This is a genomic window from Dethiosulfatibacter aminovorans DSM 17477 (assembly GCF_900142005.1).
In the GTDB taxonomy this organism is placed as follows: Bacteria; Bacillota; Clostridia; order Tissierellales; family Dethiosulfatibacteraceae; genus Dethiosulfatibacter; species Dethiosulfatibacter aminovorans.
Genome location: NZ_FQZL01000011.1, coordinates 17,721 through 33,659, shown reverse-complemented (window position 1 = coordinate 33,659; position 15,939 = coordinate 17,721). Strand labels below are relative to the sequence as shown.

The 15,939-nt window shown below is 40.2% G+C and carries 12 protein-coding genes; 8 read left to right on the top strand and 4 right to left on the bottom strand.

What is annotated here, in order from left to right:
- The first annotated feature begins 4 nt into the window (after positions 1-4).
- A complete protein-coding gene (locus BUB05_RS08740; protein WP_073049223.1) occupies positions 5-985 on the top strand; it encodes an L-threonine 3-dehydrogenase in 981 nt (326 codons plus the stop codon).
- Between the two features lie 101 nt (positions 986-1,086).
- Here the strand turns inward: BUB05_RS08740 and BUB05_RS08735 are convergent, their stop codons facing one another.
- Positions 1,087-1,521 carry an acyl-CoA thioesterase gene (locus tag BUB05_RS08735; protein ID WP_073049222.1) on the bottom strand — a complete coding sequence of 145 codons (435 nt, stop codon included), beginning with the start codon at positions 1,519-1,521 and terminating at the stop codon, positions 1,087-1,089.
- 176 nt (positions 1,522-1,697) lie between these two features.
- On the opposite strand from BUB05_RS08735, the gene BUB05_RS08730 reads away from it, so the two are divergent.
- From BUB05_RS08730 to BUB05_RS08720, 3 genes are all read left to right on the top strand, one after another.
- Entirely contained in the window at positions 1,698-2,978 is a 1,281-nt protein-coding gene (locus BUB05_RS08730; RefSeq protein ID WP_073049221.1) for an ATP-binding protein, read from the top strand.
- Positions 2,978-3,814 (top strand): DNA-binding domain-containing protein, encoded by an 837-nt coding sequence (locus tag BUB05_RS08725; protein WP_073049220.1) that lies wholly within the window; start codon positions 2,978-2,980, stop codon positions 3,812-3,814. Before BUB05_RS08730 ends, BUB05_RS08725 begins: the two co-directional genes overlap by 1 nt.
- Positions 3,815-3,950: 136 nt before the next feature.
- Positions 3,951-5,336, top strand: coding sequence for an alanine/glycine:cation symporter family protein (locus BUB05_RS08720; protein ID WP_073049219.1), 1,386 nt, complete (start codon positions 3,951-3,953; stop codon positions 5,334-5,336).
- Between the two features lie 138 nt (positions 5,337-5,474).
- Here the strand turns inward: BUB05_RS08720 and BUB05_RS08715 are convergent, their stop codons facing one another.
- Together BUB05_RS08715 and rsmH are read right to left on the bottom strand one after the other, a co-directional pair.
- A complete protein-coding gene (locus tag BUB05_RS08715; RefSeq protein ID WP_073049218.1) occupies positions 5,475-7,163 on the bottom strand; it encodes a SulP family inorganic anion transporter in 1,689 nt (562 codons plus the stop codon).
- A gap of 177 nt (positions 7,164-7,340) precedes the next feature.
- Positions 7,341-8,396 (bottom strand): 16S rRNA (cytosine(1402)-N(4))-methyltransferase RsmH, encoded by a 1,056-nt coding sequence (rsmH, locus tag BUB05_RS08710; protein ID WP_073049217.1) that lies wholly within the window; start codon positions 8,394-8,396, stop codon positions 7,341-7,343.
- A gap of 256 nt (positions 8,397-8,652) precedes the next feature.
- Here rsmH and BUB05_RS08705 point away from each other — a divergent pair, with 256 nt between their 5' ends.
- The 4 genes from BUB05_RS08705 (at position 8,653) to BUB05_RS08690 (ending at position 13,204) form a co-directional block, all read left to right on the top strand.
- On the top strand, positions 8,653-9,870 hold the full coding sequence (locus BUB05_RS08705; RefSeq protein ID WP_073049284.1) for a 6-phosphofructokinase: 1,218 nt from the start codon (positions 8,653-8,655) through the stop codon (positions 9,868-9,870).
- Positions 9,871-10,083: 213 nt separating this feature from the next.
- Positions 10,084-11,241, top strand: a complete 1,158-nt coding sequence (locus BUB05_RS08700; protein WP_073049216.1) for an HlyD family secretion protein — start codon at positions 10,084-10,086, stop codon at positions 11,239-11,241.
- 3 nt (positions 11,242-11,244) lie between these two features.
- Positions 11,245-12,057 (top strand): ABC transporter ATP-binding protein, encoded by an 813-nt coding sequence (locus BUB05_RS08695; RefSeq protein WP_073049215.1) that lies wholly within the window; start codon positions 11,245-11,247, stop codon positions 12,055-12,057.
- Positions 12,050-13,204 (top strand): ABC transporter permease, encoded by a 1,155-nt coding sequence (locus tag BUB05_RS08690; RefSeq protein ID WP_073049214.1) that lies wholly within the window; start codon positions 12,050-12,052, stop codon positions 13,202-13,204. The genes BUB05_RS08695 and BUB05_RS08690 overlap by 8 nt, the downstream gene beginning before the upstream one ends.
- A gap of 304 nt (positions 13,205-13,508) precedes the next feature.
- Here the strand turns inward: BUB05_RS08690 and BUB05_RS08685 are convergent, their stop codons facing one another.
- The gene (locus tag BUB05_RS08685; RefSeq protein WP_073049213.1) at positions 13,509-15,890 is read right to left on the bottom strand and encodes a ribonucleoside triphosphate reductase; all 2,382 of its coding nucleotides are present in this window, start codon (positions 15,888-15,890) and stop codon (positions 13,509-13,511) included.
- Positions 15,891-15,939 lie beyond the last annotated feature (49 nt).

The following is a 15,939-nucleotide window of genomic DNA, read 5'->3' as shown; positions in this document are numbered from 1 at the left end:
TTTCATGAATAAGATTCTTATTACAGGAGCCTTGGGACAGATAGGTTCCGAGCTGACACTCAAGCTCATTGAAATCTACGGCAGCAAAAACATAGTCACCAGCAGTCATTGCAACAGGAATGAATGCAAAAAGAAAGTAATCGATGAAGCTCCATACGAAAAGGTTGATGTATTGAAACCTGAAGAAATTGCCGAAGTTGTAGAAAATCATAAAATTGATACAATCATCCACCTTGCATCAATACTTTCTGCAAAGGGGGAAGCAAATCCTCACCGTCTATGGAATATCAACATGAACGGCCTGTACAACATCCTGGAAGTCGCCAGGGAAAAGAGATGCAGGATATTTGTACCCAGTTCAATAGCAGCATTTGGTCCTTCCACTCCCATGGACAACACTCCCCAGGACACGATTCAACGGCCTTCAACAATCTATGGTATTTCAAAGGTTTCAGGAGAGCTGCTTTGCGACTATTACTTCCACAGGTTCGGAGTTGATACAAGAGGAGTTAGATTCCCGGGATTGATATCCCATGTAGCGCTTCCAGGCGGCGGCACTACGGATTATGCAGTACATATCTTCTATGAAGCTCTGAAGACAGGACATTTCACCTGCAATATCAGGGCCGGAACATATATGGATATGATGTACATGCCCGATGCACTCAATGCCATTATAAAACTGATGGAAACGGATTCTGACAAATTAACCCACAGAAATGCCTTCAATGTCACGGCAATGAGCTTTGACCCTGAGGAAATATACAAGGAAATAAAAAAACACATTCCCCATTTCACCATGGACTATGAAGTGGATGAAGTGAAGCAGAAAATTGCAGATTCGTGGCCCAATTCAATTGACGATTCAGTAGCAAGAAAGGAGTGGGGCTGGAAGCCTGAGTACAACCTTTCTTCCATGACCACCGACATGATTGAAAAGCTTAGAAAAAAGCTCAACATTGAAAAAAAGCCCCTAGTCTTATAGAAAATACCGAAGGCTATATTACAACTCTCTTAACCTACCAAAAGGCTGCCCACAGTTGGATAGTGTCCAACCGTGAGCAGCCTTTGCAATTCATTCACTTATTACTTGCCTCTTATCTTTTTGAATTTCTCAACTATTTCCTTTTCCTCTTCCGTTTCCGGTTCACCGATAACTATATTATGGGGTATTTTCTGCTTGTCGAAATCTATGCATACGAAAGTTACAAAGCATTCCGCTATTTTCACATCGGTATCATTCCTCAAAGCCTTGGTATATACAGTCAAACTGGTTTTTCCTGCCTGGATTCCCGTTGACACAAACCTTATTATATCCCCGTTGAATGATGGTCCAAGATATTTCATGGAATGCATCTCCACTGCCACGAGATGATCCGTTTCACCGTATTTCCCATAAAGGTCCGACGCTCCCATAAATGACGCCTCTGCAATCCATTCGGCCAGCCTTCCCGCAAACAGGGTATCGTGATGATTCAGGTCCTGACTCTTAATAAGTTTTGATGTTTCATAATTCTTCATTTTATACTCCTCTTGTTGTTCATGTATTTTTATTTAATTATCAGTTTACTAATTACTTTATCACTACATTCTACCACCTTTGCCAATTGATTAAAATCAAAATATGATATTAGAAGCATCTCGACTAATATTGCAAGCTTATGTTATAATTATTTCATAATAAAAGGAGTACTTTTATGACAAAAAGAAAACGAATTCTTTTAGGAGCCATATCAATAGCTCTGTTTTCACAACTCTATCTGGACATACTGGATGTGTTCATACCTCACTTTAGAATCACTTGCGGAATTATTGTCTTGTCAATTTTTATTTATACCAATGATGACATAACCGGTACGACTTTGGGCATTGTTGCTGCAATTTCTACTTTTCTGTGGAATCTGCTTGTAATGTCCGCCTTCGGGAATTTCAGCACGGATGCTGTTATAAAATCCACCCCTGAAATTTTTTTTTATTTATGGTATGGATTCTTCATACATTTAACTGTTCAAAAACATAAGTACTATGACTTTCATCTTTTCTTCTTTCTCGCTGTTGTATTTGATTGGACTGCAAATATATTTGAGGTTATTATACGTGTATTGTTGTTTAACCAACCATTCTCCAGCGATATTTTAACACCACTCCTAGGTGTCGCTGTCATTCGATCTGCGGTTGCTTTAATTTGTCTCATCTTTTTAAAATATCAAAAAATACTTATACTTAAAGAAGAACACGAGAATCGATACTGGCGCCTGTTATGGCTTAATTCCTTTATTAGAACAGAAATTTTCTTGATGGAAAACAACATGGCTCGAATTGAACAGGTCATGACAAATGCATACAAACACTTTGAAGATATTCGTGATGGAACAAATCGAAACGAATGGGCCTCTGACGCAATCACCCTTGCCGGATCTGTTCATGAAATCAAAAAAGAATACGAGCTTGTTATACGCGGTGTTAACGATTTAATGGAAAATAAATACCAAAACAAGGCCATGACTTTCAAATCAATCATATCGATACTGGAAGAACAAATGAAAACCGAAGCAGTCGATACTAATTCAGATATACGTCTTGTTACCAAGGTTGGTTCCGATTTCAATACAATAAAGCATTTTCAATTGATATCTATTTTCAGAAATCTTATTAATAATGCATTCGATGCTGCAAAAAACTCTGATACGCCGGTAACAATTAGCTTATCACACTGGGTTGAAGGCAAGAACCATAGATTTCTAGTTTCAGATGACGGACCTGGTATTGATCCTGACGATTTACCATTAATTCAAACACCTGGTTTCTCAACAAAGATTAATTACCAAACGGGGCATATCAATCGTGGTTTAGGTCTAACAATCGTTTATAGATATGTACAAGAAATACTGGAAGGCTCGATCAAAGTAGAATCTACACCCGGTAAACAAACAACTTTTGATATTACAATTCCGAAAGATAAAATCGAGGTAGTATAATGAAATTCTATATAGCTGAAGATGATACAAATATCATTCGAATTCTAAAAAAAATAATTACAGATCGTGATCTTGGAACGGTTATAGGTGAAGCAACTGATGGATACGAGGCTTATCAGGAAATTGAAATATTGAAACCCGATATTGCACTTGTTGATCTTTTCATCCCTTCTCTTGATGGAATTTCACTCGTTCAAAAAATGGATGATTCTGTATCGGCAATCATGATTTCACAAGTATCTGCAAAAGATATGATCGAACGAGCTTATGAAGCTGGTGTGAAGTTCTTTATTCAGAAACCGATTAACGCTGTTGAAGTCTGCTATGTCATAGAACATCTCATAGAAAATATCGAATCGCAAAAAAAGCTTGAACAGATAAAGTCTATGTTAGCATCAGTTCCAGAGGAGACACAAGCTGAAACTTTTGAAACACGAGGTAATTCAAATGAAGATCAAATTATATCAATTTTAAAGAGTCTTGGTATTATCGGTGAAAGTGGCGCTGATGCCATCATAACATCCATAAGCTGGCTCATAGATCATCCTAACGCACTAAATGAAATGTCTCTCAAAGATTTTTTTCAGCGTTTCAGCGACCACCCTCGTTCATTTGAACAGCGTATTCGAAGAACAGCTTCTACTGCACTAAACAATTTGGCTAGTATGGGTCTTGAAGATTACTCAAACCCAATATTCCAGGATTACGCTCATGTCCTTTACTCTTTTAAAGAAATTCGTATTGAAATGGACGGCATTAAAAAGAAAGTCGACGAACATGGAACGGTGAATATCCGGAAATTTCTAGAAGGCTTACTTCATATTTGCATAAGCTAAAAACATTCGGTTGTTTTTTAATTTAATGTAATATTTTTTTCAATTTAATGTAACGATATGAAACCATTTGAAACATGCCCCTTATAATGAATTTAATCGTTTCGTACTGAATAAATTCAAAGAGGAGGTTTTATATTTGGACGGATTGAATTCAATTATTAGTCAAATTAACAGTTTTGCCTGGGGAGGAATTATGATTTTCTTCCTGGTAGGTACAGGGGTTGTTCTTACGTTTGGAACTCGCATGGTTCAATTCAGAAAGCTTGGTTACGCTTTCAAACTTCTTTTCTCCAAGGAACATATTGGTGAAGGCGACATCACTCCATTCCAGGCTCTAATGACATCACTGGCAGCTACAATTGGTACAGGTAACATCGCTGGTGTTGCTGGTGCAATCGCAGCTGGCGGACCAGGTGCTGTATTCTGGATGTGGGTTACTGCTGCCTTCGGTGGCGCTACAAAGTATGGCGAAGCACTTCTTGCAATCAAATATCGTACTACAAATGAACTTGGCGAAAAATCAGGTGGTCCAATGTACTACATCAATCTTGGTATGACCGATCGCTTCGGTGGTAATTGGACTTGGCTAGGCTGGCTATTTGCATTCTTTGGAACAATAGCTTCATTCGGTATCGGCAACATGGTTCAGGCGAATTCTGTTGCACAGTCGATTCAAATCACAACTGGTATCTCTCCTATGCTCTCTGGAGGTGTTATGGCAATTGCAACTGCACTCGTAATCTTAGGAGGCATCCAATCTATCGGTAAAGTAACTGAAAAAATCGTTCCTGCTATGGCTATTATCTACATTATAGGATCTCTTGCAATTCTATTTAAAAACTTTGAAATGATTCCTGCTGCATTTGGTATGATCTTTGGAAACGCATTCTCTGCTAAAGCCGTTGGCGGTGGTCTAGTCGGCACTGTGATTCGCTTTGGTGTATCTCGGGGTGTATTCTCTAATGAAGCGGGCCTTGGTTCAGCTCCAATCGCTCACGCTGCTTCACAAAATAACGATCCTGTACGTCAAGGGATTATCGGTTCTTTAGGTTCATTCATTGATACACTCGTTGTCTGTACAATGACAGCACTGGTTATTCTAGTATCCGGTCTCATTACTTTTGATCCTGCTTCCGGTCTTATGTCTATTAAAGATGGTTTAAGTGGCGCAGCTCTTACAACAACTGCTTTCAATACTGCATTCCCGGTTTTAGGTGGTAATATCGTATCATTTGGATTAGTCTTCTTTGCTTTCTCTACGATTCTTGGCTGGTACTACTACGGTTCTAAGTGTCTGGAGTATATTGCCGGAATTAAAGCTCTTAAATTCTACAAAGCGGCTTGGATCGGTCTTGTTTTCTTTGGCGCAATCTACAAAGTTGGATTTGTATGGAACCTTTCAGACACATTTAATGGTCTGATGGCAATCCCTAACTTAATTGCCCTACTGGCTCTAAGTCCACTAATCTTTGCAATGACTACTGAAAGTGAAAAGGAGCAAATCAATAAAAAAATTTCATAAGACAATTTCACAAAACTAGTGAATTCAAGTCAGAAAATCCACTCAGTTTTTCTAAAAATAAAGCAAAAATGGTGTAATCTCCCTAGTGACCTAAAACATCACCGGGAAATTACACCATATTTATTGTCTTGATAGTTACTAACTCGCCATATTATCTACACAATTTTTCCCTTCGGAACAATCTTGTGCACAATCGACTGCTTCTCTTACAGTTTTAAAGAAATTTTCCTCTCCGATTATATCGGTTAAACCGGCTTTCTCCAGAACACTGTATGGCTGCTTGTTTATTCCTGAAACCAATATCTTTATCTTCCTGTGTCGACAAATATCCAGCATCCTGTCAAAAGCATTCAACGCTGTTGCGTCCATGGCAGGTACATTTCTCATTCTCAATACAAGGATATTTGTCTTATCCCCAATTTCACTTAGAGCTGCCATAAATTTGTCAGCTGCTCCAAAAAAGAACGGTCCATTGATTTCATATACCTTGATGACATCAAATGTATTCAAAATATTCTCTTCATAAATTCTTTTTCCATCGTCGTCTTCTTCCGATGCATCCAAATCATTGACATTGACATTTGTAACTTCACCCATCCTTTTCATAAACAAGAATGAAGACAAGACCATGCCTATTTCGATTGCCTTAACCAAGTCTATCAATACCGTAACAAAGAATGTAATCAAGAGAACCAGAATATCACTTTTTGGAGACTTGAACAATTGCTTGAATTCACGCCATTCGCTCATATTGTATGCCACTACAATCAATACCGCCGCCAGGGACGTCAATGGAACCATCTTGGCAAGAGGCATGAATATCACCAATATGAACAACAAAGTCAATGCATGAACAATCCCTGCCACCGGCGTCCTTCCACCATTCTTGATATTCGCAACAGTCCTTGCTATAGCTCCCGTTGCGGGTATGCCTCCAAAAAAACCCGACATGATATTTGCAATTCCCTGTGCAATGAGTTCCATATTTGACCTGTGTTTACCACCAATCATACCGTCTGAAACAACTGCCGAAAGCAATGATTCGATTGATCCCAGAATCGCTATTGTAATAGCCGGTTCTATCAAATACTTTATCTTGTCCATTGTAAATCCAGGCGTCTTGAATTCAGGTAAATCAGAAGATATCTCTCCAAATTTTGTGCCTATTGTTGCAACATCCATGTCAAACAGTTGAACAACAACTGATGTTGCAATCAATGCAATCAATGCTCCAGGTATTTTCTTGTTTACCCTTGGCCATGCAAGTATAATTACAAGAGCCAGTATTCCAATTGAAATCGTCTGGATGCTTATTGTATCCATGGCACCTATATAAGCCTTCCATTTGTCTAAAAATTCTACGGGAACACTGTCTATGGACAAACCCAAAAAATCCTTGATTTGGGAAGAAAAGATCGTCAGCGCTATGCCGCTTGTAAATCCTGTGGTTATAGGATACGGAATATACTTTATTACTCCTCCAAATTTCATTATTCCCATTAGGATCATTATGATTCCGGCCAATATTGTTGCAATTGTTAAACCTTCTATTCCATAATTTACTACTATGCCATATACGATAATCATAAAGGCACCGGTAGGTCCTCCAATTTGAACCCTGCTTCCACCTAGTAGCGAGATTATGAAACCTGCAACAATTGCTGTATATAGCCCTTTTTCCGGAGATACTCCTGATGCAATAGCCAGGGCAATTGACAATGGCAAAGCAATAATGGCTACAATTATCCCTGCTGTCACATCATTGAAAAATTGTTCCTTGCTGTAGTCTTTTACTGTAGATATTAATTTAGGTTGCAATTTTGACAATTTATATCACTTCTTTCATTTATATTTTTTAAATTAATATACCAAACATTGATATACTACTCCTTTTGGATGTAAGTTTCAATCATTTTTTTCAGCCAAACTAAAAAGAAAACCTATTCCCGGCAAATTCAACCCGTCAATAGATTTTCCACGATTTTTCTTTTTAAAATATTGTCTTTATGCCTTTATAGCCCAGCGCATTTTAGTGGACCTTGCACGACTGTTGATTCTGCATTCCTCTGCTGAAGGTCTGATAATCTCAGGAGAAATTTCACTGTATATTCCTTCTTTAAAATACCTTTTGAAGGATTTTTTCACCAGACGGTCTTCTCCCGAATGGAAGGAAAGTATGGCGACCCGTCCACCCGGAGCCAGAACATCAGGCAGTTTTTCAAGAAATTCGTAAAGTACTTCATACTCTTCGTTGACATCGATCCTTAGAGCCTGAAAAGACCTCTGGCAGGATTTGGTTACATCATCCTTCCTCTTGTTCATTGGAATGAAGCTCAGGGCATCCCTTATTATGTGCTGAAGCTGTACTGTAGTTGTTATTTCTGTTCCCTTCTTGATCTCAGCAACTATTGCACGGGAAATTTCCTCGGCATAAGGCTCGTCGGCATTTTCTATGAGCATGCCGCACAATTCTGGCTGTGTAACTTCCTTTAACCTATCTGCTGCAGATGTTCCTTTCTCAGGGTTAAGTCGCAGATCAAGAGGACCTTCCTTCTTGTATGAGAATCCCCTGTCCGGATTGTCTATCTGCATTGAAGATACACCAAGATCAGCCAATACAAAATCAATAGGACCCGATTCTTCTGCAACCTTGTCTATATTGGCAAAATTCATTTGCTTGATGGTTAGTATTTCAGGACCATAACCTAGTTTTTCCAACCTTTCTCTTGTCCTTGGCAATTCGATGGGATCAACATCAAGTGCATACAGGTGCCCTTTGGAATCCAAACATTTAAGCATCTCCTTAGTATGGCCACCGTATCCCAAAGTTGCGTCCAGCCCGATTTGACCGGGAGTTATCTGCAAGAATTCCAGTATCTCATTTACACAGATTGAAATATGCATGCCTGCAGGAGTGCTGCCCTTGCTAATAACCTTGGCTATGGTTTCTTCATATTTCTCAGGCTGGTGTTCCTTGTATTTTTCCTTGTATGTTTTAGGGTGCGTACCCTTATATCTAACACGTCTCTTGTGTTTTTGTTCCTGTTCTTTCTTATTCATTTGTAACCTCACAAAATCTTTTATGCACCTAATGATATCAAAGGAAATGCATAATTGCAACCAAACGATTTATATGAATAATCCATTACAAATTATGGTATAAATTTACATAACCATACAAATTATTTTACAACGGCTTTTTTGACAAAAGCAGCCATTTGACGTAAAATAAAATAACGATTTTTTATGTTTTCAAGGGATTACGCATTTCTAATTTTCTTAAGCTAGAATAAAAAACCGAGGGGGTCACACCATGATGGAATTAAAAGGTAAGGTAGTAATAGCGCAGGCTGGAGGACCGACAGCTGTAATCAACCAAAGTCTGGTTGGCGCAGCACTTGAATCCAGAAAATTCCCACAGATAACAAAGGTGTACGGAGCATTGAATGGAGTTGAGGGAATAGTCAACGAAACCTTTGTTGACCTGACCCAGGAAACAACCAATAATCTCGAACACATTGCAAACACACCATCATCTGCACTTCTGTCCACAAGGGTAAAGCCTGATGCCAAATACTGCGAAGAAATCTTCAAGGTTTTAAAGGTTCATGATGTAAGGTATTTCTTCTATATAGGCGGAAATGACTCCTCGGACACTGTAAGAATAGTAAATGAAAATGCCGACAGGGCAGACTATGAATTCAGGGCAATACATATACCAAAGACCATAGACAACGACCTTGTATTGAATGACCATACTCCGGGATACGGTTCCGCAGCCAGATATGTTGCAGAAACATTCATGGGTCTTAATCTTGACAATCGTTCACTGCCGGGAGTACACATTGGCATTGTAATGGGAAGACATGCAGGTTTTCTTACTGCAGCCTCATCACTGGCTCAAAAATATCCTGACGACGGACCACATCTCATTTATTTGCCTGAGAGGGTTTTCAAGGTAGATGAATTCCTGGCAGATGTAAAAGAGATATACGACAGACTGGGAAGATGTCTCATTGCAGTTTCCGAAGGTATTCGGGATGAAAACGGACAACCCGTTGCTGCAACTTTGACGGACCATATAGAAAAGGATTCCCACGGAAATATCCAGCTCTCAGGGAGCGGTTCACTGGGAGACATGCTGTCAGACCTTATTAAAACAAAGCTGGATATAACGCGTGTAAGGGCCGATACGCTGGGTTATCCTCAGAGAAGCTCAATATCTTGCATATCAGATGTCGACCAGCATGAAGCAAGAGAAGTTGGTGAAAAAGCGGCGCAATTTGCCATCTGGAACAAGGTTGACGGTTCAATAACAATACAAAGGACAGGATATTATTCGGTTGACTATCAACTGGTGAACCTTGAAAAAATTGCAGCAAAAACCAAGGTGATGCCTCCCGCCTTCATCAATACAAGAGGTAACGGAGTTACCGATAAGTTCAAGTACTACCTTAGGCCTCTTGTAGGATCCAGCCTGGGCAATGTACACAGATTAAGGGCTCCAATGGTGGAAAAGATACTGAATGTATGAATATTGCCTAAAGACGATTGACCCAACCCAAAACACAAGGGCCTTGACAGCCGGAATTCACCCAGCTGTCAGGGCCCTGTTTATACCTCTTCAGCATATGTCATAGCCATGGTGTCACAGCACTTATGAAGACGCAACAGCTGTTAATTATAGTACCTGGTGGAAAAATGTGGTACAATTTACTTATAATATAAATAGACTGGAGCAGATATCATGATAAAAAAAATAATTGCAAGACTTGTAGTACTGGGGATTATTGCAGCAGTAATTTTTGGATTCTACAAATATTATAAAATAAAGACAACGGTTAATGAAAGTATGTATTACGGCGAGCTGCAATGGGATACCTTTGATGTTGTATCTCCAGTCCCCGGAATGATCACGGAAATAAATATTTATGAAGGAGAACTGGTTGAAGCCGAATCGGAAGTTGCTATGCTGGATGACTCAAAGATGGTCCTACAGCGTGAACAGGCCAGAATATCAAAGGATATTGCAGAGCAAAACATAGACAAGTCTGTAACAGGCGCAAGCGAGGAGGAAATAAATATCCAGAATCAAACCATCAAACAGCTTGAAAGCCAGAAGGAAGCACTTGAAAGCAATATAGACGGTGCCTGGAACCTCTATGAAAAAAGCAAGATTGTAAGCGACAGTCTAAAATCCACCTATGATTTCAATACCGCCAACTACGACAAGATCAAGGCACTGTACGACGAAGATATAGAAACACAGGTGAATCTTGACAATGCCGTCCTCGCAATGACAAACAGCAAGAATGCATACGACAGCGCCCTTGTTGATACCACCAAGGTACTGAATGACATAGATACTCTCAAGTTTCAGGTGGAAGCAGTTGATGCCCAGATAATTGCAGCAAAGGAAAGGCTTGCACGTTTGGAAAAGGGCTATGACGACCCGGATAAAAATATAACCGCCCTGAATGATGAACTGGCTGATATTGGTGAGAAGATAGTGGAAAGAAATCTCGAAGATTATCATATCGTCGCCAAACGATCAGGTACTGTGGAAAGCATCTACTACAGTATCGGGGAATTTTTAAACACCGGCAGTCCGATTGCCACCCTTTATGATTCAAGCAAAGGATATGTGACCATTTACATATCCGAAAAGGACCTGTTGAAGATCGATATGGGCCAGGAGCTTAAGCTGACCCTTGTGGCCGACAAGTCCATTGCCATGAAAGGAATAGTAAGAAAAATCGACAACGAAGCCATGTTTACACCTGTAAATATCGTAACCGAAGAAAACAGAGAACGACTTGTATTCAAGGTTGAAATAGACATCGAAAAAGTAGACAAATTGAAGGCAGGCATGCTGATATCTGTAGATCTGAGTGAATTGGAGTAGTTTATGGAAAATGCAGTGGAAGTGACCAATCTGACAAAAGTATTCGGGTCGTTGACGGCAGTCAACAAAATATCCTTTCAAATCAAACGTGGAGAGATTTTCGGTCTTTTGGGGCCTAACGGTTCAGGGAAATCGACAACCATCCGTATGCTGTGCGGTGTCATTACGCCTACAGACGGAACAGGAACAGTACTTGGATATGATATCCTCAAAGAATCGGAATTCATAAAACAGAAAATAGGTTACATGAGTCAGCATTTCAGTCTTTATGGAGACTTGACAGTCAATGAAAACCTGGATTTCTACGGCAACATCTTCGGCATGAAAAAGAATGACATTGAAGACAGAAAACGGGAACTCATTGCAATGGCCAATCTAACCGGGAAAGAAAACGCCCAGGCAAGAACACTATCCGGTGGATGGAAACAAAGACTGGCACTTGGCTGCGCCCTTATTCACAATCCCGAGATACTGGTCCTCGATGAACCTACCGCAGGAGTTGATCCCGTTTCCAGACGTGAATTCTGGCACATGATTGCAGATTTGTCTGCAAAGGGAGTTACAGTTCTTGTAACAACACATTATATGGATGAAGCAACGGTCTGCGACAGGATAGGATTCATATACAACGGAGAAATCATCTCCATCAACTCTCCCGAAGGTCACTACAAGGAGATGGGAATGGACAATATCGAGGATATCTTCATTCAATATGTAACGGAACTGTCAGATCAGAAAAATCTGGTCAGCTACAAGGAGCTTAATAAGAACAGGAAGAAATCCGAGAAAAGAAAAGGAGATCATGACAATGAATAAATTCCATCCGCATTTCTTTTCCTTCAAGCGCCTGGTTACGATCACAAAAAAAGAATTTATCCATATACGTCGTGACAAGCCCAGTCTGGTCATTTCTTTTATGCTACCAATTATGATGCTTATGCTCTTCGGTTTTGCAGTAAATACCGATGTAAACAATATCGACCTTGCTGTCTATGACGCCTCCCGTACTTCCTTGAGCAGAGAACTCATCGGCAGTTTTTCCAATTCCTATTATTTTACACACTATGCATTGGTCGATTCAGAAGTCGATCTGGAGAGACTGATCAACAAAGGTGAAATCAAGGTGGGTCTGATAATTCCGGATGACTACGCCATAAAACTTAAAAGGAAAGAACCTGCCCAGGTCCAGGTACTTGTAGACGGTTCTGATCCTTCAATTGCAAGGACGGCTGCCAGTTATTCCTTATCAATAACTGCCCACCACTCCACTGAATATCAGGTTAGGGAAATAAAGCGCCTTGGACAAGACGCTTCAATTGGTTCTGTAAGTGTTTCTCCAATGTTCCTGTACAATCCTACCCTTGAAAGTGCCAGATTCAATATTCCCGGTGTTGTAGGCCTCATACTGCAAAACATAACCATTGTCCTTACAGCTCTGGCCATGGTCCGTGAAAGGGAGCTGGGCACAATGGAACAGTTGATCATGACACCTGTTACATCCTTTGAATTGATTGTAGGAAAAATCATCCCCTATATTCTCATAGGGATATATGATTTCATCGTCGTTATAACCTTGAGCTACTGGGTTTTCGGAGTATCTGTTGCAGGCAGCATGTTTGAATTGACGATGCTGGGATTAATCTTTCTCATTGGAGCACTGGCAATGGGAATGCTCATATCGACATTTGCCAGGAACCAGGCCCAAGCAATACAGGTAACCCTTGCATTCATCCTTCCAAGCGTACTGCTATCCGGATTCATGTTTCCCAGGGAATCCATGCCCCAGGTAATTCAGTTCATCAGCAACCTCCTGCCAATAACCCACTTCCTCATAGTCCTTAGAGGCATAATAGTGAAGGGAGTAGGTCTCACCGAACTTGCAGATGCAACCATCGCCATGCTGAGTCTTATTGGATTGATAATTTTCGTCACAACTATTAAATTCACTAAAAAACTTGATTAAAGAAGGCAGCAATAAATACTTTTCTATTTGAACTCAAAACCCTCATTTCTGCAAATATTTTTACAAAAATGAGGTGTTATATCATTCAAAGAATTTCACTTCTTCCCTGATTGTTTTTACCCTCTTTTAACATAGTGACATTAAGTCAATGAGTTTTATCAAATTAATCTATCTATATTTGCTATTGTAGAATATATTATATCCACCCAGATGCTTATATTCCTGCAATATGCCTTTTAGTTCCAAAAAAATTGCCAGCGATGATATCACGCTGGCAATCTGTTATTTGCTGTTTTAATGTATTTTATTTCAATGACATATTGAAGCTTTCAGTATATTTCTTTATGTTTGAAAGATTGTGAATCTTCTCAGCCATATCTCCATTTGAAACCACAAGTGTCGGTGCGGCCATTACCTGATACTTGACTCTCAAGTCGGCGTTTTCCATTGCATCGATAACCTTGTATCCTATGCCAGCTTCGTCAAGCATTGTCTTTGCAGCATCACAGTTGGGACAGGTCTTTGTTGTAAAGAGCATTATATCTTCATTGCTTGTACAATCAAACTGTAGCGATTTCACTGGTTCAGCCTTCTTGACATCCTTGTTTAGGCTTGAATTGTTGATGTCGTAAACCTTTCTTTCCTTGTATTCCTGGCTCTTGCCATCATTCCAGTTTTGTATCGGACGGTAGTAGCCTGTTATACGGCTGTGAACCTCTGTCTGCTTGCCGCAGTCAGGACACTCATAAACCTCCCCAGCAATATATCCATGGGTCTTGCAGATGGAGTATGTTGGTGAAATCGTATAATAGGGCAGCTTGTAGTTGTTTGCAATAGTCTTCACAAGACTTGCTGCAGCCTTCCAGTCGGAAAGCTTCTGACCCAAAAACGCATGGAATACAGTACCTGAAGTATACAGAGTCTGTAGCTCATCCTGAATATCAAGAGCTTCAAAAATATCTTCTGTGAATCCAACAGGAAGATGCGATGAATTCGTATAGTATGGAGTCTCTCCCTTTTCAGATGCCGTTACAATATCAGGGTACCTGGTCAAGTCATGCTTTGCAAGACGATATGTTGTAGACTCGGCAGGAGTTGCCTCAAGGTTGTACAGGTCACCATACTCTTCCTGATAATCCGACAAACGCTCACGCATATGGTTAAGGACCTCTGTGGAAAATTCCTGTGTTTTTTCATCTGTCATATCCACTCCAAGCCACTTGGCATTGAGTCCCACCTCATTGAGTCCTATAAGGCCTATTGTAGAGAAGTGGTTCTCGAAGGAACCTAGATAATGCTTTGTATAAGGATAAAGTCCCTCGTCCAGGAATTTTGAAATTGTATCTCTTTTGACCTTGAGTGAACGGGCTGCAATATCCATCATCCTGTCAAGGTGTTTGTAGAAGTCTTCCCTGTCATGGGCAAGATAGGCGATACGAGGAAGATTTATTGTGACAACTCCCACAGATCCTGTACTTTCACCACTTCCAAAAAATCCGCCTGATTTCTTCCTGAGCTCACGGAGGTCAAGACGAAGTCTGCAGCACATGCTTCTTACGTCACTTGGCTCCATGTCACTGTTTATATAGTTTGAGAAATACGGAGTACCGTATTTTGCAGTCATTTCAAACAAGAGCTTGTTGTTTTCTGTCTCGGACCAGTCAAAGTCCCTTGTTATGGAATATGTAGGTATGGGATACTGGAAACCTCTGCCATTGGCGTCACCTTCAATCATTACCTCTATGAAAGCCTTGTTTACCATTTCCATTTCCTTTACACAATCCTTGTATTTGAAATCAACCTCTTTTCCACCGACTATGGCATTGAGTTCTGCAAGGTCATTCGGCACAGTCCAGTCAAGGGTGATGTTGGAAAACGGCGACTGTGTTCCCCATCTGGATGGGATATTGACACCGTAAACAAATGATTGTATGCACTGCTTGACTTCCTTGTATGTAAGATTGTCAGCCTTAACAAATGGAGCAAGGTAAGTGTCAAAGGATGAAAATGCCTGAGCTCCCGCCCATTCATTCTGCATGATTCCAAGGAAATTGACCATCTGGTTGCAGATTGTTGACAAATGGGAAGCTGGAGAAGATGTAATCTTTCCAGGTATGCCTCCAAGACCTTCCTGTATCAGCTGCTTGAGGGACCACCCTGCACAGTATCCCGTAAGCATTGACAAGTCATGTATATGAATGTCCGCATTTCTATGGGCATCGGAGATTTCTTCATCGTAAATTTCCGACAACCAGTAGTTGGCTGTAATCGTACCTGAATTGCTGAGAATAAGCCCTCCAACTGAATAAGTTACAGTCGAATTCTCCTTTACTCGCCAATCATTTACCTTAACATAGTTTTCAACAGTTTCCTTGTAGTCAAGAATTGATGATTTCATGTTACGGATTTTTTCACGCTGCTTACGATACAGTATGTATGCCTTTGCAACATCTGAATAGCCAGTCTTTATAAGAACCGCTTCAACACTGTCCTGGATATCCTCCACAGCAATCTTTGAATCCACGATTTTGGGTTCGAAATCTGCTGTTACCCTCAGTGCCAACAGGTCAATTATCCCCTGAGTATATTGTTTGTCTTTTGCTTCAAAAGCACGAGTAATTGCGTTAGAAATTTTAGAAATGTCAAAGTCAAGAAGTTTACCGTCTCTTTTAATTACGTTATACATAGTTTCTCCCTTCCAAGCTTTTTTTCAGCATAGCTACTTTCTTGTAATA